Origin of the sequence: Pseudoalteromonas sp. US3C1004 (assembly GCF_048401065.1) — a bacterium.
In the GTDB taxonomy this organism is placed as follows: domain Bacteria; phylum Pseudomonadota; class Gammaproteobacteria; order Enterobacterales; family Alteromonadaceae; genus Pseudoalteromonas; species Pseudoalteromonas undina.
Map to the genome: position 1 here is coordinate 1,446,166 of NZ_CP183073.1, position 19,606 is coordinate 1,465,771.

At 38.8% G+C, this 19,606-nt stretch carries 18 protein-coding genes and 2 pseudogenes; 12 read left to right on the forward strand and 8 right to left on the reverse strand.

Annotated elements, in window-relative coordinates; all coding sequences use genetic code 11:
* Positions 1-9 precede the first annotated feature (9 nt).
* Complete coding sequence (locus ACNSN3_RS06625; RefSeq protein ID WP_418608833.1) at positions 10-780, forward strand: SDR family oxidoreductase; 771 nt, start codon at positions 10-12, stop codon at positions 778-780.
* 175 nt (positions 781-955) lie between these two features.
* On the opposite strand, the pseudogene ACNSN3_RS06630 reads toward ACNSN3_RS06625, so the two are convergent.
* A pseudogene (locus ACNSN3_RS06630) lies at positions 956-1,287 on the reverse strand (phage integrase N-terminal SAM-like domain-containing protein).
* Positions 1,288-1,547: 260 nt separating this feature from the next.
* On the opposite strand from ACNSN3_RS06630, the gene ACNSN3_RS06635 reads away from it, so the two are divergent.
* The 5 genes and pseudogenes from ACNSN3_RS06635 to ACNSN3_RS06655 all read left to right on the forward strand — a co-directional run bounded on the left by ACNSN3_RS06635 (position 1,548) and on the right by ACNSN3_RS06655 (position 5,636).
* Positions 1,548-2,153 carry a hypothetical protein gene (locus tag ACNSN3_RS06635; protein ID WP_418608834.1) on the forward strand — a complete coding sequence of 202 codons (606 nt, stop codon included), beginning with the start codon at positions 1,548-1,550 and terminating at the stop codon, positions 2,151-2,153.
* A 56-nt stretch (positions 2,154-2,209) separates the two neighbouring features.
* Positions 2,210-2,605, forward strand: a pseudogene (locus tag ACNSN3_RS06640) (SDR family oxidoreductase); the annotation flags it as partial.
* A gap of 364 nt (positions 2,606-2,969) precedes the next feature.
* On the forward strand, positions 2,970-3,869 hold the full coding sequence (locus ACNSN3_RS06645) for a cell division protein (RefSeq protein WP_418608835.1): 900 nt from the start codon (positions 2,970-2,972) through the stop codon (positions 3,867-3,869).
* 34 nt (positions 3,870-3,903) lie between these two features.
* Positions 3,904-4,587: a hypothetical protein gene (locus ACNSN3_RS06650; protein ID WP_418608836.1), complete on the forward strand. Its 684-nt coding sequence runs from the start codon at positions 3,904-3,906 to the stop codon at positions 4,585-4,587.
* Positions 4,588-5,084: 497 nt separating this feature from the next.
* On the forward strand, positions 5,085-5,636 hold the full coding sequence (locus ACNSN3_RS06655) for a cytochrome b (RefSeq protein ID WP_418608837.1): 552 nt from the start codon (positions 5,085-5,087) through the stop codon (positions 5,634-5,636).
* 49 nt (positions 5,637-5,685) lie between these two features.
* Here ACNSN3_RS06655 and ACNSN3_RS06660 read toward each other — a convergent pair whose 3' ends face one another.
* The 3 genes from ACNSN3_RS06660 to ACNSN3_RS06670 all read right to left on the reverse strand — a co-directional run bounded on the left by ACNSN3_RS06660 (position 5,686) and on the right by ACNSN3_RS06670 (position 11,112).
* Positions 5,686-7,233 (reverse strand): methyl-accepting chemotaxis protein, encoded by a 1,548-nt coding sequence (locus tag ACNSN3_RS06660; protein ID WP_418608838.1) that lies wholly within the window; start codon positions 7,231-7,233, stop codon positions 5,686-5,688.
* A gap of 183 nt (positions 7,234-7,416) precedes the next feature.
* Positions 7,417-8,934, reverse strand: a complete 1,518-nt coding sequence (locus ACNSN3_RS06665; RefSeq protein ID WP_418608839.1) for a leucyl aminopeptidase — start codon at positions 8,932-8,934, stop codon at positions 7,417-7,419.
* A gap of 162 nt (positions 8,935-9,096) precedes the next feature.
* Positions 9,097-11,112 (reverse strand): TonB-dependent receptor, encoded by a 2,016-nt coding sequence (locus ACNSN3_RS06670; protein WP_418608840.1) that lies wholly within the window; start codon positions 11,110-11,112, stop codon positions 9,097-9,099.
* Positions 11,113-11,324: 212 nt separating this feature from the next.
* Between ACNSN3_RS06670 and ACNSN3_RS06675 the strand changes: the two genes are divergently transcribed.
* Positions 11,325-13,142 carry a protein kinase domain-containing protein gene (locus ACNSN3_RS06675; RefSeq protein WP_418608841.1) on the forward strand — a complete coding sequence of 606 codons (1,818 nt, stop codon included), beginning with the start codon at positions 11,325-11,327 and terminating at the stop codon, positions 13,140-13,142.
* A 56-nt stretch (positions 13,143-13,198) separates the two neighbouring features.
* Positions 13,199-13,630: a DUF3859 domain-containing protein gene (locus ACNSN3_RS06680; protein WP_418608842.1), complete on the forward strand. Its 432-nt coding sequence runs from the start codon at positions 13,199-13,201 to the stop codon at positions 13,628-13,630.
* Between the two features lie 55 nt (positions 13,631-13,685).
* Here ACNSN3_RS06680 and ACNSN3_RS06685 read toward each other — a convergent pair whose 3' ends face one another.
* From ACNSN3_RS06685 to ACNSN3_RS06695, 3 genes are all read right to left on the reverse strand, one after another.
* Positions 13,686-14,102, reverse strand: coding sequence for a VF530 family DNA-binding protein (locus ACNSN3_RS06685; protein ID WP_418608843.1), 417 nt, complete (start codon positions 14,100-14,102; stop codon positions 13,686-13,688).
* Positions 14,103-14,174: 72 nt separating this feature from the next.
* The gene (locus ACNSN3_RS06690) at positions 14,175-15,167 is read right to left on the reverse strand and encodes an MDR family oxidoreductase (RefSeq protein WP_418608844.1); all 993 of its coding nucleotides are present in this window, start codon (positions 15,165-15,167) and stop codon (positions 14,175-14,177) included.
* 293 nt (positions 15,168-15,460) lie between these two features.
* Positions 15,461-16,102: a TetR/AcrR family transcriptional regulator gene (locus ACNSN3_RS06695; RefSeq protein ID WP_418608845.1), complete on the reverse strand. Its 642-nt coding sequence runs from the start codon at positions 16,100-16,102 to the stop codon at positions 15,461-15,463.
* 375 nt (positions 16,103-16,477) lie between these two features.
* On the opposite strand from ACNSN3_RS06695, the gene rmf reads away from it, so the two are divergent.
* Positions 16,478-16,648, forward strand: coding sequence for a ribosome modulation factor (gene rmf, locus ACNSN3_RS06700; protein ID WP_008114656.1), 171 nt, complete (start codon positions 16,478-16,480; stop codon positions 16,646-16,648).
* A gap of 63 nt (positions 16,649-16,711) precedes the next feature.
* On the opposite strand, the gene fabA is transcribed toward rmf, so the two are convergent.
* Entirely contained in the window at positions 16,712-17,227 is a 516-nt protein-coding gene (gene fabA / locus ACNSN3_RS06705) for a bifunctional 3-hydroxydecanoyl-ACP dehydratase/trans-2-decenoyl-ACP isomerase (RefSeq protein ID WP_010389976.1), read from the reverse strand.
* Positions 17,228-17,422: 195 nt separating this feature from the next.
* Between fabA and ACNSN3_RS06710 the strand changes: the two genes are divergently transcribed.
* The 3 genes from ACNSN3_RS06710 to ACNSN3_RS06720 are packed head-to-tail and all read left to right on the forward strand — an operon-like array spanning position 17,423 to position 19,531.
* Positions 17,423-18,280 (forward strand): 6-carboxytetrahydropterin synthase, encoded by an 858-nt coding sequence (locus tag ACNSN3_RS06710; RefSeq protein WP_418608846.1) that lies wholly within the window; start codon positions 17,423-17,425, stop codon positions 18,278-18,280.
* Positions 18,273-19,091: a M23 family metallopeptidase gene (locus ACNSN3_RS06715; RefSeq protein ID WP_418608847.1), complete on the forward strand. Its 819-nt coding sequence runs from the start codon at positions 18,273-18,275 to the stop codon at positions 19,089-19,091. The genes ACNSN3_RS06710 and ACNSN3_RS06715 overlap by 8 nt, the downstream gene beginning before the upstream one ends.
* 5 nt (positions 19,092-19,096) lie before the next feature.
* A complete protein-coding gene (locus ACNSN3_RS06720) occupies positions 19,097-19,531 on the forward strand; it encodes an acyl-CoA thioesterase (protein ID WP_008114650.1) in 435 nt (144 codons plus the stop codon).
* The last annotated feature ends 75 nt before the right edge of the window (positions 19,532-19,606 follow it).

Genomic DNA, 19,606 nt, shown 5'->3' on the forward strand with positions numbered 1-19,606 from the left:
GAAAGTATCGTGGAAATAAAAAATAATACCGTAGTTATTACCGGTGGCGCACAAGGCTTAGGTTTTGCAATGGCGCAAAAGTTTGCCTTAATGGGCGCTAATATTGCCTTAATTGATATGGCGCAAGCCCAGTTAAATGAAGCAACCGATCAGCTATCTGCATTAGCTGGCGTAACAGGCACTATTAAAGGCTACAGCGCCAATGTAACCGTTGAAAGTGAAGTTGAAGACGTATTTAATACCATTAACAGTGACTTTGGACACATTGGGGTATTAATTAATAACGCCGGCATTTTACGCGATGGCATGTTTATAAAAGCCAAAGACGGCAAAGTGGTTAAAAAAATGTCGCTTGATCAATTTCAATCAGTGATTGACGTTAACCTTACGGGCGTATTTTTAGCAGGACGCGAGGCGGCTAGCCACATGATTGAATCAGGCAAAGGCGGCGTAATTGTAAACATGTCGAGCGTAGCGCGTGCGGGTAATATTGGCCAAACTAACTATGCAGCCTCAAAAGCAGGTGTTGTGGCATTAACCACTACATGGGCTAAAGAGCTTGGCCGTTTTGGTATCCGCGTTGGCGCCATTGCCCCAGGTGTTATTAGCACCGCCATGACCGATGTAATGAAGCCCGAAGCAAAACAACGCATGCTTGCTGTAACACCAGTAGGGCGCTTAGGTGAAACCGTTGAAATAGCGCATACTGCTCAGTATATTATCGAAAACGACTTTTTCACTGGCCGTGTAGTAGAGATAGACGGCGGCATACGTTTATAACTTGTCAGCTCTAATTTAATCATTTAAAGCACAGCTCTTTGAGCTGTGCTTTTTTGTTTCAAATCGGAGAGTTTATAATCTTGAAAAAGGTCTGATGTATCGGTAAACGCAGTATCTCCATTAATCGCATACCACTGCCATAAAGTAATCCACAGGGTAAATAATGCTTCGCAGATCACACTTTAAAAAAATTATTTATTTCTTGTTGCGTTAAAACTACCGGTAGTTTAGTTGCTCGTTTGCTCTTAATAAAACTTAATGATAATGAAAGTGGCTTTTTAATTACTTCTTTAAATAAAAAGCTCAACGCATTTAAGGCTTGTGTTTGAGTGTTAGGAGCAACATTTTGTTGGTTGACTAAGTGATTCAAAAAAAGTTCGACCTCATTGTCTCCCATCGTTGTTGGGTGCCTCATAGAGTAAAACGAATAAATGAAGCTATCCAGTATAAATACGCTTTAATGGTACTTTTAGCATAACGCTTTAGATACATTTGTTCGGCTATCATAGTTAAAAAAGGTGATTTTATGATATGAATCTTTAGTAAAAAAGTAACTGTATATATAGACAGTATTTGTTGTTTTATCCAATATTACTGATCTCCACCATTTTGGTGTATTTCTACATTAAGGGAAAAAACTTAAAGTTAACTAATTGTTTACAGGTGTTTATTTGATGGTTAAGATAAATGAACTGTAATATATGGACATTTGTCGGTTATAAAACGACAAATGTCGTAGACAAAATTGTTAGGGTTCTTTTTAGAGTATGGATAAAATTGCATTTTACATTTATTTCGGGCTAATGGGGTTAGCATTTTGCATTACAGTTTTTTATTTTCTACCGGTGTTCTTAAATGAAATAGACAAGTCTATTAAAAGAAAGCATTTTATAAGAGCTTTGAATAAAGCTTACGAAATCGAACCTCCCAAATGGGAGCATGTGGAGATAATTGCCAAAGCAAACCGTCTCAATATGGAATGTAAGAAAGAGGCTCTCGAAACTATGTTGAGAGCAACAATAACTACAAAAGAAGAGTTCACAGAGGATAAATTATCTTATTTAGAAAAACAAATTGAGAAAATAAAATCTAAAGAGCCTTTTGAAGGGATTCCCGACAATATAAAAATTCATTTAGAGCATATAGAAAATATGTCTTCTGGAAATGGCTATGATTTACAGCCATTAGCTAATGAGCTAAGGGAATATAATTTATCGAAAATAAAAGAAAGGAAATTCAATAAGTTTATTGCGGTTATTAGTTTGTTAGTTGGCTTAATCGGCACGGTATTTGGTGGTATAAGTTACTATGAAAACGATAGTAGCGAAGCAGCTATAGTGAACCCTAACAAGGCCTTAAAGTCGGATTCGTAATAGTTGGCACTATTCCGCTTCGCTTAACATTTTAGCCAACTATTACTCACCGCTTCCTAACAGGCGTATTTTTAGCAGGGCGCGAAGCGGCAAGCCACATGATTGAATCAGGCAAAGGCGGCGTAATTGTAAACATGTCGAGCGTAGCGCGTGCAGGCAATATTGGCCAAACAAATTACGCCGCATCAAAAGCGGGTGTTGTGGCACTAACCACTACATGGGCTAAAGAACTTGGTCGTTTTGGGATCCGCGTTGGCGCAATTGCCCCTGGCGTTATTAGCACCGCCATGACCGATGTAATGAAGCCAGAAGCCAAACAACGCATGCTTGCTGTAACACCAGTAGGGCGCTTAGGTGAAACCGCTGAAATAGCCCATACCGCACAATATATTATCGAAAACGACTTTTTTACTGGTCGTGTAGTAGAGATAGACGGCGGTATTCGTTTGTAAACTAATGTTTATAAACGTATGAGTGTTAGTTGATTTAAAAGCACAGCCCTTTGGGCTGTGCTTTTTTTGTTTTAAATCGCAGCATTATAATTTAATCATGGTTAGAAACAGGGGTTTCATAAACGATATTTAACTTAAAAAGAAGTGCTGTGTATATAGACAGTTAATGGTGTTTTGTCCAATAACATTATTAAAAGTCGTTTTGGTGTATTTTAACAACGATAAATTTATAACTTGCGTAATAACTTGTTTACATAAAAGTTATTTAGTGGAATTATTGAGCAATGTAATATACGCCGTTTTGGGGTTTTATAACCCCCAAAAGTGGTGTTCAATAAGCTGTTAGCTTTAGAATGGAAGCTATATGACAAAAGAGCAAGACTGCAATAGTCGTAATATCCCCCTCCCTATTCAGCGCGAGGTGCGGCAGAGGTGTGGTTTCGGCTGTGTTATTTGCGGAATGCCTCTCTATGAATATGAACACATGGAAGAGTGGGCTAACGTCAAGCGTCATGTTGCTGAAGAAATAACACTACTATGTGATCAACACCATAGAGAGAAAACTGGTGGACTTCTCCCTAAAGAAGTAGTTAGAGAGGCTGATTCAAATCCATTTAATCTACGCGAAGGTGTTTCTAAACCATACAGCCTTCATTTTTCGGGAAAGACTGCTGAAATTGAGATTGGTGGGAATAGTTTCACTTGCGAAGATCAAGGGTATGGAACAGCAATGGTACCTATAAGTGTAGATGGTACGCCTTTGGTTGGACTGGTTATGGCTGATGGACACTTCCTTCTAAATCTTGTCATTTTTGATGAGTTCAATGCTCCCGTTCTTCACATTAAGAATAATCAACTTTATTACTCCACAGAACCATGGGATATACAGCTTGTAGGAACGAGGCTGGCTGTTCGGGAGGCACATCGAAAGATACTTATTGAAATTGATTTTCAACCACCAAATAAGGTTGTGATTAATCGGGGCCGATTCTTAAGAAATGGTGTTGAAATTCTTGTAAAGCCAAGCAACATCTTGGTCACGAATAACGCCACGTTGATTCGTGGCTGTCGTGCCCACAATTGCCACGGCGGCTTGATCGTTGGTCATCATGAACAACGCATGGGGGGCTTTATGGCACTTGAAAGCCTTCCTAGGTATCTTGGTGATCGCTCAGAGGCGCTTAAATTTGAGCGCGAATCGATGGCTGAATTTAAAGCTAACAAATCAAGTAATGCAGACGGCGCAAGCGCCGCCGATTCTTGAGGCGTTAGCAATACAACAAACGGGGTTTCGCAAAATGAAGAGTCTACAAAAACTGGCTGGTATCGCAGCAATTTTCCAAGGGCTTATTTACATAGCAGCCTTTGTGTATTTTGGGGCTTTTTGGTCATATCCAGTTGATGGTAGTCCAGTCGAAAAAATGACCTACATGGCAGAAAATCAACTTCTATTTTCAATGATCTATTTTCTAATGTACGTGGTGTTTGGCATTTTTCTGGCCATACTCGTTATTGGTATGTATGAGAGGCTTAAACATAAAGTTAATCCCTTAATTACTATTGGATCTTTATTCGGGGGCATTTGGGTCGGTCTGGTGATCGCAAGTGGAATGATTTCGAATATCGGGCTTGATCATGCAATCGATCTGATGGATGCAAATCCAGAAAAAGCCCTTGATATGTGGATAATCGTTTCAGTGATAACAGAAAGTATAGGTGGTGGAAATGAATTAGTTGGCGGACTTTGGGTTCTATTGATTAGCGTAGCAGCTATACAAGAGGGCAGATTACCCCAGTCACTTAACTATCTCGGATATTTTGTAGGCATAGCGGGCATTGCAACGATTTATCCTGACAAACTATTTACTGAAATATTTGGCGTATCACAAATTGTTTGGTTTATTTGGTTGGGTATATGTTTACTAACCGAGGAAAATGCTAACAAATCAATCCAGCAGACCGCTAACGCGTCGGCTGATTGAGGCGTTGTACGCACAAGGAATTGATAAATGCGGTTAACTTTTTTACTACTTCTGTTAGTCAATTTTGGCTGCCTTGCTTCATCTTGCATCGTCACCGATGAAATGCGCGAGCAGTTCCAAGCATGGTGAGCAAAAGGGGCAAATCTTGACTTTAGGCATCATAAGAGCCAATTCTTCAAGCTTTGGCTAGTCTAAATCACTCGTCGTTCTCGATACTCTTTCATTTGCTGCTGTTTATTATTTTTAAAACACGTTAATTGTTTAAAACGGTAACTTAAGGTTGCCGTTTTTTTATGCCTACTATTTAAGTTTATTTTAAGCTTGCTCAGTTATTGTAGCTAATACTTAAATTCCAGAATCATTAAACCATTGAACTGAATTAGTAACTCATTTTATGTTTTAGATCATTAAATAGTGAGTGATTAAAGGTTAGCCTGTAAATGTATACTCATACGCATAAGTGGCTTTTAACTTTAATGCGTTTATTAGGAGGTATTATGAATTTTAAAAATACAGATACTCATTACAATACACTCTCTATAGCCTTGCACTGGTTGATGTTTATTTTAATTGTGACTGTGTACGGTAGTATTGAACTTCGCGAATTATTTGAAAAGGGTACCGAAACCCGTGATGCCTTTAAAATGTGGCATTTTATGTTGGGTTTATCGGTTTTAGCTTTAGTAAGCGTGAGGGTAGTTGCGCGTGTAGTGGGCGGCTCGGTACCAGCTATACACCCTGAGCCTGCAAAATGGCAAAATAAATTAGCTACATTTGTTCATATTGCGCTGTATGTGTTTATGTTTGCTATGCCAATTGCGGGTTGGTTAATATTAAGTATGGCAGGTAAACCTGTGCCATTTTTTGGTTTAGAGTTGCCTCCATTGGCAAGTGAAAACAAAGAGCTGGGTAAAACCATTAAAGAAATACACGAGACAGCGGGCGAAGTTGGTTATTACGTAATAGGCTTACATGCGGCGGCGGCTTTGTTTCACCATTATGTTTTGGCTGATAATACCTTTAAACGTATGATGTTTTCTAAAAAATAAACACATCACATATAGAAAGGGAGACCATGTGTCTCCCTTTTTATATTAATTAATGATTTGTACTTTTAAACCCAATTCTAAACCCGCCCCAATGTTTACCGTTTACATAAATTGGCACCGAGAGGTCATGCAGTATTTCACCGGTATCACGTTTATAGGTTTGTAATAAAAAGCTTTCGGTGTGGCTACCACAGCGAATTCCTGTCGGGTCATTAAAAATACGTTTAGTACGGTTGTTTACTAAATCTTTTTCAAAGTTACCGGTTAGGGCTTGGCTATAGCGTTTGTTATGAGTAGGAAAGTAGCCCTTAGTATCAACGGCTCCTGCAAAAATTATGTCTTTATTTTCCAGAATTGGTTCTTGAATAGCCGGCAGTGATTGATCTGTAAGTTTATCGTAATCGGTTGTGTACTTGGTTGGATTAGTATTCTCGATGGGTTTATAGTTTTGCGAAAAAAGTTGTTGCTGGGTTATTTTTCCGCTTTGGATCCAACCCTCAAAACATTCGCCAATTGCTTTACTGGCGTGTCTAGCCGATATCAGGATTGGTTTAAAGAATGCGTCATACTCTATGTTTTCAAGCTCTCTAAATATTGATTCTGATCCCAGCGATAAAGAAGACGCTTGCTGAGAAATTGTACTGCCTTTTTTAGTAACTTCGCCCAATAAACTACTGATGCTAGTGACTGAGCTATTTATTTGTGTGGTTGCATGCTGAAATGCAGAAACAGACTGATGCATACTATCAAGCGCGGTAGATGAGGCACCAATATCTTGGTTAATTGTTAAAAAGGATTGAGTCACGTTTTCAAGCTCTGATTTTACAGAAATACTTTGCTGTGAAACCTGCTTCATATCTTCATTGGTTTTTATACTGTTGGCGTTAATGTCTGTGAGCATGTCAGCAATTTGTTTGGTTGCTTCATTGGTTTTATTTGCAAGGTTACGCACTTCGTCGGCAACAACCGCAAAACCACGACCTTGCTCACCTGCACGAGCGGCCTCTATGGCTGCATTTAAAGCAAGTAGATTGGTTTGCTCTGCAATGTTTTGAATAACTTGGGTAATGCTTTGTATATCACTGGCACTTTTTAATAATAAATCTAATTGCTGGGCGACTTTATCTATAGAGCCTGATAACGAATCAATTTGGCTGGTGGCCGTTTGTAAGCGGCTATCGGCAGAGCTTGAGGCTTGCGCTGTTTGTACCATTGCTTGATTAATAGTGGTCATGCTGTCACTGAGTTCAGTACTATTTTGTGAAAGCTCGTGTGTGGCACGCCCGACAGTTTCACTCTCGTTATAACAAGCGTCTATTTCTTTAGATAAGCTATCAACATAAAATGACACTTCAGCTGCGCCTATGGCATTTTTTGAGGTGGCTTTGGTAATGTTTTGTGCAATTTTGTTATTGAACGACTGCACGGCACCTAGTGACGAATTGTTATTTGCTGATTCAGATTTTGCTGGTTTTATATAAAAAATTGCAGATAACAGCACTATAATTGCTGCAGCAATGGTGGAGAGCTGTTCAAAATAGAAAAGAAAACAAATGCTTAAATAAAAAATGCTGTAGAGCAGGTAGGTTATTTTCATTCCTTTGACCTCGTTACTAATTGTTCCTTCTATCTTTGATTATAAATCAAACAAAATCAAATAATAAACACACTTTTAAGGATTTATTAATAGTGATGTATTGAGCTCTATAAAACTGTTTTCGTACAAAAAGCGCCAAAGTAGTAAACCTACTTTGGCGCTTTTATTAGTATTAATAAACAATTAGTTAGCTAATAACCATTCGCTTAATAAGCGAACACCAAACCCCGTTCCCCCTGGTGAAAGCTCATCTTTACCTTTTTTCACTAAGGCATTACCTGCAATATCGATATGCACCCAACGGGTATCGCCAGCAAAATGCTCTAAGAAAGTAGCGGCTGTGGTTGCACCAGGGCCACCTGAACCTACATTTGTTATATCAGCAATGTCAGACTTCAACATATCTTTATAACCTAATGGTAAGCGCCATAGGTTTTCGTTTACTTGTTTACCTGCAAGGGTAAGTTGCGATACTAGCGTGTCATCATCAGAGAATACCGCTGCGTATTCATTACCAACAGCACGAATTTTAGAACCCGTTAAGGTTGCAACATCAATCATGATCTCTGGTTTGTAGTGCTCACGTGCATACCACATTGCATCACTTAGTACTAAACGACCTTCAGCATCGGTATTTAAAATTTCTACACTTAAGCCTTCAGCAGTGCGAACAACATCACCTGGAGCAACAGCAAATTGCGATACCATATTAGCTGCCATGCCCATAACGGCTACCACGTTTTTATCTGCTTTAGCTAACGCCATTGCTTTTACAGTACCAAGCACTGCAGCAGCACCGGCCATGTCTGATTTCATACGTGCAATAGACGCACCGGTTTTGATGCTATAACCACCTGAGTCGAACGTAATGCCTTTACCAACAAGGGCAATAGGGGCATCGTCAGAGCCTTTATAATGAGCTACCACTAAACGTGCACCTTGCTGGCTTCCTCTACCTACAGCTTCTAATGCGCCCATGCCAAGCTCTTTTAGCTCTTTAGGCTCTAACACTTTGATAGTAACACCTAACGACGCTAATTCTTTTGCTGCATTGGCAAAATCAATCGGTGTCATTTCTGTAGCCACTTCTGATGTTAAATCGCGTGCTAAAAATACACCTGCTTGAATACTCTCTAATTGGCTGTAAAGCTTGCGAGTTTGCTTGGTGTTATCAACATCAAACGTATAGCTAACTGTTTCAGTGCTTGGTTCTTTTTTGTAGTTTTCAAAACGGTGATCGCGTAGGTTTGCACCATGGGCAAAATTAGCAGCAAGTGCAGCGTTATCGTTTGCACCCGTTACATCATCAAAAATAACGCTGGCTGTGCCTGCTTTAGCTTTAACTAGGCGAGCATGAATATTGCCACCTAACTTAGCCGCTTTTGCTTTATTTAATTCGTCAGCTTTACCTGTACCTACAACTAAAATACGGCTGTAGTTACTTTTACTTGGCGCGACAAGTTGCGCGACTTTTGCGTAATCGCCAGTAAAGTTTTCTATATCGATAACACGTTGTAATTGGCCATCGAATTGTTTATCAAGTGTTTTAAATTGGCTGTTGCTGCCATCTTGGCTATAAAATACAACCAGCGTATTTGCGTCGCTGTCTACTTTTGTAGAAAAATTAAAGTCTGCTGCTTGTGCATTAATACACATACCCAGTGCAAGCGCGATTGAAGAGGCTTTTATAATACGTTTCATTTTTTAACCTAAGAATAATTTAAAGGGGTGTTTTACCTTATTTAGCCTACTGTAGTTAAGTAGGATACGGTGAAACAGCAAATAACAACGATATAGTTACTTTTTTCTGTTATTTTCGCTCTATAAATCATTTTCATTCGTTTTTATTGTCTGAGGCGGAATTTAAAATAATAAGCTAAAACTTAATCGGGCAGTTCTTGGCTCTATAGGGTGAAAGTGATTATCTTCAACGCCATCAATGGGCTCATTAGGTAAGCGCGATGAATAATAATAATCAATATCATGGTCTCTGCTGTTAAATAAATTCAGTAACTCAAACTCTACTTGCCAATGAGTTTGCTGATAACTTATAGAGCTATTAACTACGGTTAATGGCTCCGAGCGTTTTTCTCCGTCGCTTGTTAATGTGCGTTTACCTATATGGCGAATACGTAACGATGACTGCCATTGTTCTGTTAAATGCCAATTTAAGCCAGCGCTTGCGACAACGGGTACTGCACCTTCTATATAGTTTTTGACATTATTTATGCTTAAACGAGAGTGGGTAAATGATGCTTCAGCATCAAGACTAAAACTATTATTAACCCAATAATAGGCGCTCATTTCTATACCATAGCGCTCAGAGGCATCACTAGGCTCTGTATTACCTGCATCGCCAACAAATAGAAGTTCTGAGTCGAGGTTTAACCACCATAATGCAGCCGATAAGTTAAATGTTTTTGGTTCAGCAAACCTTAAACCAATTTCAGCGCCTTCACTTTTTACCAGTAAATCTACTTGCTCTGATTTATCTAATGTAACAGGGTCTACATTAATTGTTGCTCCACGAGCATCATTTGAATGAAATGACTGACCCCAATTAGCATAGGCGGCTACTAAATCGGTAAATTGGTAGTTTAAACTAGCTTTTAAACTCACTAAATCATCGTTTTGACTACCCGAATTAGCTGAAATATTGCTATTAACATCAACGTTATAGTAGTCGTATCGAATACCTAAGCTTGCTTCTAGATTGGTACTTAAAAAAAGCTTTGATCCCCAATGGGCTGAGTAACTAGTTTGATTTAAATCGTCTTGTCTTACTGTAGATAATCGCTTTCTTTTTTTTGTGTTATATAAGCCAACGTTATCAATGTTGGTATGATGAAGTGCTAACCCTGCCGTATGTTGCATGTTAATAGCTAGCATTTTGGCATCAAACTGATAATTAAATTCGCCACCATATACTTTACGACTGTCTTTTTGGTTAAATTGATCGCCATTAACAGGATCATTTAAAAAATAGCTAAAATTTGAGTATAAATCTAAGTCATAACTTATTGCGTATGTATTTACCTTTAGGTTTTCACCTTGCCAAACGGTCGATAAACTATAGCGGCTAGAATTGCCACCTAATGACGTATCTAAAGAGCCAAGCTGAGAAATTAACCCTTGAGAAACTGCGCGCTTAGGGATTTGGTCAGCTGAATTCCAGCTGTTGTCATAGGCCATAGCACTGAGGGTAAAATCGCCATTAAATGCTTTGCCAACATATCGAAGGAGTGCGTTTTTTTTATTAACAGCTTCATTAATATCATCCCATGGACCGGAGTATCCTTGCCACTCAGCTGCGGCCATTAGTTTACCTTTTGTAACATCAGTTGAAGCGAGTACTGTGGCTCGCTTGTAGTTATCTTCTCCAATACTAAGACTTACTTGTTGATGAGTTAGTGTATCTATAAGATTAAAATTTGCGCTCCCAGCTGATGAAAAGTCTCCTTGGGTAGCGCTATAAGATCCTTTCTGATAATTAATGCTTAATATAGATTCTGGAATAATAAAATTTAAATCGGTATAGCCTTGACCGTGCCCATGGCTAGGTAAATTTATTGGCATACCATCAATATTAGTGGCGAAATCTGTTCCGTGATCTAAATTAAAGCCCCTTATAAAGTATTGATTCGCTTTTCCTGAGCCACTATGTTGAGTTACTGCCATACCTGGGATCAGTTCCAACAATTCTGCACTTCTTAACATAGGACGTTGTTGAATCTCGCCTTGCCCAATAATACCGCTTGAGGCACTAATAGACTCGCCAATTAGGCTATCTCTGTGTCCGTAAACGGTTAATTTCTCTATGCTTGCTTGTGCATAACTAAACGGTAAAATTCCGAATGTTATAAATGCTAGTTTCTTCACGCTTAAAGTCCTTTAAATCATTATTCTTTAATTAGATGTCATTAAGCAACGGCCAGAACAGGATATTGGATGCAATATTTTTTATTATTTATGTTTTTATCAATCATATTTATAACTGCAGATAAAAACAAAGCTATAAGCTATTGTAATCTCTTTATATAAAACTAATAATCGAAGGGCGTTTTTACACCTTATTATTTTGAGTACATGCATTGAAAGCAAAAGAAATTCGCAACTTTTATATTAACGAAGAACAGTCTGTTTATTTGTTATCGCACCGTGATGCTAAAAAGCATCGCCAATGGCTTAACATTTGTATTAAACAGCTAACACTACTTGGTTATAAAAATGTTGAAATGATTGGCTCTGGTGCGTTTGGCTTTGTTTTTGCGGGTGATGATGAACATGGCCTGCCGTGGGTGTTTAAATTTTCAAGAATAACGCTGGCACAAAGTGTCCGAGATCGCCTTGAAGACGAAGCGTATATGCTGTCTCAAATTGATAATCCGCTAATACCAAAATTTTATGGTTTTGAGCGAATTAAAAAACAGGGCATTTTGATGATGGCTCGTGCAATAGGTGAAGACCTTGAAAAAGTATCGCTAAAGCAAGGGCGACTATCTGCTGCAAAAATAATGAACTTAGCGGTAAAATTGAGAAATGTATTGCTTGATTTACGCCATCATAAAAACGGATTGAGCCCACAACCTATTGTGCATGGCGATATTAAACCCTCTAACTTGGTGTGGGATGAAAAAGCCAAGCAGCTTTCATTGGTTGATTGGGGTAGTTCGGTATATGCCCAAGTAGATGAACAAGGCAACCCTATTGCCAGTAATTTTATGGATTTAATGTCGGGTGATTTAAGCACCACTAACGCGCGAATGGGTGATGTGTATTTTATTGGTGATGCACAAATGTCTGGTGAAAAGTCATCCCCTCGTTTTGATGAGCAAGGGGTTGCATCAACTTTGTATGCACTTGCATCGGCTCAGTCTTGTCGATTTGGCGCTCAGGCTATTCCGGCCAGTAGTTTAATGCTTCCTAAAGAGCTGGCGAATGTAATTGACGGCATGCTTTCAAAAGAGCGTAGTGTAAGGGATAAAGCCGGCGACTATTTTATGCGTAACATAGAAACTATGGCAAAAGCATTTTTACCAGAGCTACCAAAGGAAGACACTAAAGCACGCATTCCTTTTTGGTTTAGCCAAGATCCTGAGCCCGAAACCGTTGTATATAGTTCCCGCAAACAGTTTTTACGCCAAGCCGACCATAAACAGCAATTACTCGATGTAAACGATGCTCAGTTAGATAGGTATTACAAAGAATTTTTGTTTGATACTGGGGATACCGAAAAAGCGTTTTTAGCGTCAATTAGTCGCTTAGCGAAATACCCTGTAGTAGGGGGGCTGAGTTTTCATTGGAAAGATGATTCTTTGTATGTTGAGTCATCACTTATTATGCACGATGAAGCTTTAGCCACCGCGTTTACTGATGCGGTAAATAATACTGTAATGCTGGCACAAGCGATTAGTCAAAAAGGCTTATTTAAGTGTTGTTTATTTGATGCCCGTAAAACGATTCAACTAGAACGCGATGGCACCGGTGCGTTTAAATTTAACCAGTTACCTGAGCTTGACTATGAAGTGGTTAATGTAAAAGCCAGCGATGTAACCCGTCCGCACTCATATTTTGAAGATGGTAAAGATCCCGATGAGCAACTGCAACTGCCTAAAAAGGTGATTAAATGTGTATTTGAGCTAAACCAGATACATCATACGGGTTGTATTATTTTTGAAGCACTACCAGATAGGATGAAGATTCACCATTACTATCGATTACTCGATGCTAGTAAAGAAGTTGAATTTAAACGTTTGCTAAATAAACTCATGCAGTACGCGGTTAATATTACTGATGTTGGGGTCGCTGGTTTTATGAAGTTGCCGTATAAAAATACTCGCGAGTTTAGTTTATGCGAGCAGCAATCCAGCAATTATTATCCTAAAAATCCAAAACAATTACTTAATTAATAAATCACTCGCTGAGGCTGGTGGCTTAACAATAGAAAGAAAAAATAGAAAGTTAAATGGCAAAATCTAAACCACAAATTACATTAGAAAGTTACGGTATATATACCCACTGGGACAAAGCCAGTAAATCGTTACCACAAATCACGCAATTCACCACAAAGGTAACCGCGTGTATTGATGTGGAATTTGGCCTAATAGTAAATATCAAAAAAGCCAAAGGCGAAAAACTACATTATTGTATTTATCACCCAGGTATTATAGATACCAATGGCGAAGTAATGCTGCCTTTTGAGGGGAATGTATACGTTAAAGATAACGATTGGTCGTTTTATTTAGGCGACACCGTGTGGGAGCCTATAGAAGATAAAATAGGTAACTGGCGTATGACCTTATCATTAGCAGGAAAAGTCATTGCGGATAAAACATTTAATCTAACTAATGAACAGACCAAAACAGAAGATGATTTTTGGAAACACCGAGGCTATTAATTTCCTCAATAAAAAAAAAAGCTAACAATAAAGTTAGCTCTTTTATGAAATTAGCTTAGTTACCCCAAGGGTTACTTGAATTTGAACGTTGTTTACGAGTACGGGCACGTTGCTTGGCTGCTTTTTTCTCTTGAATACGCTTAGCATCAGAAAAGCTTAACTCGCATGGTTCACCTAGTTTATCGCCTTCAGGGATAATACGGTCGCGTGGAGGCAGTTCGTATTGTACGTCATCTGGGCGTGGTAAGTTTTTTAGGCGGTACAAATAGAAATTATCTACTTTTTGTTGTGCCCACTCAGTTTTACGTAAAAATTTAACTGCTGACTTAATGTCAGGATTATTTTTAAAGCAGTTGAGTTGTAAGTAGGCATGCAGGAGTTCCCACCCATATTGCTCAACCAGTTCTTCAACCACTTGCTCTAATTTAACGCCTTGCAGTGGGTTATTACTGAAAAGTTCTTGGTTGCTCATAGGTGTTCTCTCGTTATTAAAAATACGGCCAGTATTATAAATTTAATAACGAGAGTTTAATAGCAAAAAAGCTTAACTTTGACAATTAACCACAACACGACCACGAATTTGGCCCTGCATGAGCTGTTCGGCATTTTCAATAACCTGATCAAGTGTGATTTCGGTCGAAATTTTATCTAAGTAATCGCTACTAACTAGGGATGCTAAACGATCCCATGCTTCAACACGATCCGCTTTAGGACGCATTACGCTATCAATACCCATCAAAGAAATACCACGTAATATAAATGGCGCCACAGACGCTGGCAAATCCATACCTTGTGCAAGCCCACAAGCTGTTACTACACCACCGTATTTAAGTGAGGCACAAATATTAGCAAGTGTGTGACTACCTACCGAATCAATTGCAGCAGCAAAGCGTTCTTTTTGTAGTGGTTTACCTGAGTTTGAAAACTCGTTCCTATCAATTACATTAGTTGCACCTAATGATTTTAAATAGTCAGCTTGTTCCATGCGACCTGTTGCTGCGGTTACTTGATAACCTAGCTGGCTTAGTAAATAAATAGCAAAACTGCCTACGCCACCATTGGCACCGGTGACTAACACTTCACCTGAGTCAGGGGTGAACCCTTGTTTTTCAAGGGCAATCACGCTCAACATTGCTGTGTAACCGGCAGTACCAATTTGCATAGCTTGTTTAGCTGATAAGTTGGCGGGTAGAGGAATTAACCAATCGCTGCTAAGAGCCGCTTTTTGGGCTAGGCCACCCCAGTGTTTTTCGCCAACACCAAAGCCATTTAAAATAACCTTATCGCCAGCTTTAAATTCTTCACTGTCGCTGTTAGTAACTGTACCCACTAAATCAATGCCAGGTACCATAGGAAAGCTGCGAACTACAGGACCTTTGCCAGTAATGGCTAAGCCATCTTTGTAATTTAGGGTACTGTACAGTACGTCAATTAATACATTTTCGTTTGGTAAATCATCACTGTTTATGCTGCTTAAATTGGCACTGTAGTTGTCGTCTTGCTTATCTATAACAATAGCTTTAATAGGATTGCTCATTAGATTTCCTTTTAGACCGATCGTCTTTAAATTGATAATAAAAAATGCATCAACAGGGTCTGATGACCTTTGTAGATTAAAATTTGTTTAAATTAGGTGCGATTTAATTGCGGCGCGAGATTTGTAACCTAGTGGGCTAAGTAAAAACCGAGCAACAAAGAGTAAATCGCCCCTAGGCAGAACCCTTTGGTATTAATGCTGCGTTATCGCCTATTTATGGGGAATAACCACACCACATAGGCTCTGCCTTGCCTAAATACCAAACAGACTGCTGCAAATTTAACCTTGAAAGATCAACAGACCCTAATTAATGCGCGTAAAAACATTTCTGTGTATAAAGTCAGTGGCTTGCTTGATTGTGTTAGTTTAGCTCGCATTACTGCGCCTTCCCAACCAATCCAAAAAAATTCACTCATTTGTGTGGTATCAATATCAGCTTTAATAGTGTGTTGCTGTTGAGCCAAGTCTAAGCACTGTGTTAACTGTGCCTGCCAGGCATTGTAGCTTTGCATCAAACGAGCGTTAAAGTCGTCACTTAAATGGTTGAGCTCTTGATTTAAATTTCCTACCAAACAACCGCGTTTGTAATCATACTTTTGCATCCCAGCTATCGCACTTTGGGTAAAGTTAACAATTCGTTCTAGGGGCGGTACTTCAGGTTGCTCTAAATAAAACTTAAGTTTAGCTATAAAAAACGTGTCATACGCATCAACCAAAGCTAAGCCAAATGCTTCTTTATTTTTAAAGTAATGATAAAACGAGCCCTTAGGGACTTTGGCTTTTTTTAATATGGTGTCGAGCCCTGTGGCACTAAAACCAAACTCAGTGAGGGTTTCTAATCCCACACGAAGGAGCAACGCTTTAGTATCTGCGTTGTCTCTGGCTATTTTGGGTGGGCGGCCACGCCTATTTGTAACTGATGATATTTTATTCATAACTTATATTAGACCGATCGGTTTTAAATAATCAAGTGTTTATTTGCAATCTTTTTAAAACAACGAAATCTGTTCATTTTTCGATTACAAATTAATGAGGAACTTTAGCTTATATTGCCAGTCACAAATATGACACTTATGTGTTTTTGAGCCGATATGTCGGAACATTTTAATAAAGTTATATAGGTTAAAGTTGACTAGGTGTGAGCAATAAATTTATTTTTTAATTAATTTATCATTGCATCAGCAGCTTAGTTAAAGTCAAACAAATTAATTGTATTTTGTGTTTGAATTAAACATTTTTGTTGGCTATTTATTAAATGTAGATGAACTTTATGCTACAAAAATATAAATATAAAGGTGAGGATTTTACCGATGAAGAGACAGAAAAGAGATCGTTTAGAAAGAGCTCATTCTCAAGGTTTTAAAGCAGGTTTAGCTGGTCGCTCAAAAGAGCACTGCCCTTATCAACAAGTTGATCCTAAGTCTGAGTGGCTTGGTGGTTGGCGCGAGGCAATAGAAAATCGCAATATGTATAAAACATAAACTCATAACGAATTAAAGCAAAAAGGCCTCCAAATGGAGGCCTTTTTGTTGCGTGTTTTAAACTTAAAACGCGCTGGTATCTTGGAACAAGCCTACCTTCAAATCTTTTGCTTCGTAGATCACGCGGCCATCTACTTCTACGGTGCCATCAGCCATACCCATAAACAATTTACGCTTAATAACGCGTTTCATGTCTAGACGGTAGGTTACTTTTTTAGCTGTTGGTAATATTTGACCGGTAAATTTAACTTCACCTACACCGAGTGCACGACCAAGACCAGGACCACCAGACCAACCTAAGAAAAAGCCCACAAGTTGCCACATAGCATCTAAGCCTAAACAACCAGGCATTACTGGGTCGCCTTTAAAATGACAGTCGAAAAACCAAAGGCTAGGGTCGATATCTAGCTCTGCAACTATTTGACCTTTACCATGTTCACCACCGTCATCGGTAATTGAAATGATACGATCCATCATTAACATGTTGTCACTTGGCAAACGACAATTTCCTTCACCAAACATTTCACCTTGACCACAAAGGATCAAATCTTCTTTTGTATAGCTATTTTTAGGTTCCATAACACTTTATCTTTGCTTAGAAATTGCCCCGTACTTTAGCGTACACTTGTACGCTAAACAACTCGGAGCAGTTAAAAAATGGTTTAATTATAAGCAATCAGTTAATGCAACTGATTTTAGTATGATTAAACCGCGCAATTACTAACAGAAATCATTATAATTGGGGCTGACTTTTAATCAGTTTAAAGGAAATTTATGACCCTTTTTGTTAACTCACTCACTGTGATTGATTTTTCTTACTTATGCAATAAACGCGGTGCAGTTGGCGAAAGTTGGATTGTTGATTTGACTTTACATGGCAAACTAAACGAAGAGTCTATGGTTTTAGACTTTGGCTTAGTTAAAAAGCAAATTAAAGGCATTATTGATGAGTGTATAGATCACCGTTTAGCTGTTCCTAACAACATAAACGGCAGCATTAACGAATTTGCTGATCACAAAACATTAGATTGTACATTTGCTGATAATAAGCACTTAGCAATGAGCGCGCCACATCAAGCATATTGTTTAATAGATACTGATGAAATTACCGTTGAATCAGTGACAGAGTATTTGGTTGCCACCATACTGCCACAGCTTCCTGATAATATTGAAAAAATCGAATTGGTGTTAAAGCCTGAGCACAATCAGAGTTTTTATTACCACTATAGTCATGGCCTTAAAAAGCATGATGGTAATTGCCAGCGTATTATTCATGGTCATCGCTCACAAATTGGTATAAGCCTTGGCGGTATTTCTATGCCTCGTTTGCAAAAACAGTGGGCTGATAAATGGCGTGATATTTACTTAGCAACTAGTGAAGATCAAATAAACGCCTCTGAATTAAAACATATCTCAGCTAAAAGTGATGATGTTTGTTTTGCGTATACTGCGGCGCAAGGTTACTTTGAAATGGCTATTAGTGAATCACGTTGCGACATTTTACCAATTGATACCACGGTAGAATGTATTGCTGACTACATTGCCAGCCAAGTGAAATTAGAGCACCCAGAAAAAGACGTTAAAATTACCGCCTATGAAGGTGTTGGAAAGGGGTCGATTAGTTATGCTTAAATCCTTATTAGTTTCGGCGTTAATTGTATCAACTAGCTTTAGTGCTATAGCGCTTGAGCTAAAAGGGCATTTAACTCAAGGCGGCCTAGTAACAGGGCAATTAGATAACGCTAAGTCGGTAAGCCTCAATGGTAAGTCGTTAAAACTTGCTGATAATGGGTTATTTGTATTTGGTTTTGGCCGTGATGCAAAAACTGTACATACATTAAGCTGGGTAGATAAAACCGGTAAAGGCCACAGCCAAGATTTAGTTATTACTCTTCGCGATTACGATATAGATAAAATTACCGGTGTTGCTAAAAAATACGTATCGCCGCCAAAAGCGGTAAGTGAACGTATTAGCCGTGAAGCGATCGCAGTACGAAAAGCACGGGCTGTTAACTCTGATTTAGAATACTTTTTACAGCCAGTACTTAGGCCTGCAAAAGGACGCATTTCAGGTGTTTATGGTAGCCAACGTTACTTTAATGGCGAACCTCGTAGGCCACACTTTGGTTTAGATATAGCAAACAAAACAGGTTCACCTGTGTATGCGCCGATCAGCGGAACGGTAGTATTTGCTGAACCAGATTTATACTACTCTGGTGGTACTTTGATTTTAGATCATGGTCATGGGGTTACTTCTACTTATATTCATTTAAGTAAGCTTGATGTAAAAGTAGGGCAGAAGATTGAACAAGGTACAAAGGTAGCTGAAATAGGTGCTACGGGCCGTGTAACTGGGCCGCATTTAGATTGGCGATTTAATTGGCAAGGTGAACGCCTTGACCCTGCATTATTAATGCAAGACACATTAGCTAACAAAAAGTAGAGATTATGACTCAAGTAGAGCGCGAAGCCATTATTGCGCAACGTATAAAAGATTCGACCACTTCGGTAACTAAAGCTGTATTTCCTGGGCGTACTAACCATCATAATACGCTATTTGGTGGTGACGCATTAGCATGGATGGATGAAGTTGCTTTTATAGCTGCCACCCGTTTTTGCCGTAAACCATTAGTAACTATTTCATCAGATAGAGTCGATTTTAAAGAAGCTATTCCTGCTGGTTCATTTGCTGAGTTGATATCAAAGGTATCGCATGTGGGGAATACCAGTTTGAAAGTGGATGTTGAAATATTCCTAGAAACTATGCACAAAGATAACAAGCACTCGGCTATAACCGGCAGCTTTACCTTTGTTGCTGTTGATGATAACCACAGGCCAACACCTGTCGTGTGTGACAAAATGCTGCATGGTTTTGAGTTATAACACCTAACAGTAAAAATAATATAAGCACCATGATTGGTGCTTATATTATTAACCGTAAAGAACACATCATACTAT

Coding starts and splice junctions, on each gene's coding strand:
- ACNSN3_RS06635 (WP_418608834.1), top strand. CDS start 1,548: ATGGATAAAATTGCATTTTACATTTATTTCGGGCTAATGGGGTTAGCA.
- ACNSN3_RS06645 (WP_418608835.1), top strand. CDS start 2,970: ATGACAAAAGAGCAAGACTGCAATAGTCGTAATATCCCCCTCCCTATT.
- ACNSN3_RS06650 (WP_418608836.1), top strand. CDS start 3,904: ATGAAGAGTCTACAAAAACTGGCTGGTATCGCAGCAATTTTCCAAGGG.
- ACNSN3_RS06655 (WP_418608837.1), top strand. CDS start 5,085: ATGAATTTTAAAAATACAGATACTCATTACAATACACTCTCTATAGCC.
- ACNSN3_RS06660 (WP_418608838.1), bottom strand. CDS start 7,233: ATGAAAATAACCTACCTGCTCTACAGCATTTTTTATTTAAGCATTTGT.
- ACNSN3_RS06665 (WP_418608839.1), bottom strand. CDS start 8,934: ATGAAACGTATTATAAAAGCCTCTTCAATCGCGCTTGCACTGGGTATG.
- ACNSN3_RS06680 (WP_418608842.1), top strand. CDS start 13,199: ATGGCAAAATCTAAACCACAAATTACATTAGAAAGTTACGGTATATAT.
- ACNSN3_RS06685 (WP_418608843.1), bottom strand. CDS start 14,102: ATGAGCAACCAAGAACTTTTCAGTAATAACCCACTGCAAGGCGTTAAA.
- ACNSN3_RS06690 (WP_418608844.1), bottom strand. CDS start 15,167: ATGAGCAATCCTATTAAAGCTATTGTTATAGATAAGCAAGACGACAAC.
- ACNSN3_RS06695 (WP_418608845.1), bottom strand. CDS start 16,102: ATGAATAAAATATCATCAGTTACAAATAGGCGTGGCCGCCCACCCAAA.
- rmf (WP_008114656.1), top strand. CDS start 16,478: ATGAAGAGACAGAAAAGAGATCGTTTAGAAAGAGCTCATTCTCAAGGT.
- fabA (WP_010389976.1), bottom strand. CDS start 17,227: ATGGAACCTAAAAATAGCTATACAAAAGAAGATTTGATCCTTTGTGGT.
- ACNSN3_RS06710 (WP_418608846.1), top strand. CDS start 17,423: ATGACCCTTTTTGTTAACTCACTCACTGTGATTGATTTTTCTTACTTA.
- ACNSN3_RS06715 (WP_418608847.1), top strand. CDS start 18,273: ATGCTTAAATCCTTATTAGTTTCGGCGTTAATTGTATCAACTAGCTTT.
- ACNSN3_RS06720 (WP_008114650.1), top strand. CDS start 19,097: ATGACTCAAGTAGAGCGCGAAGCCATTATTGCGCAACGTATAAAAGAT.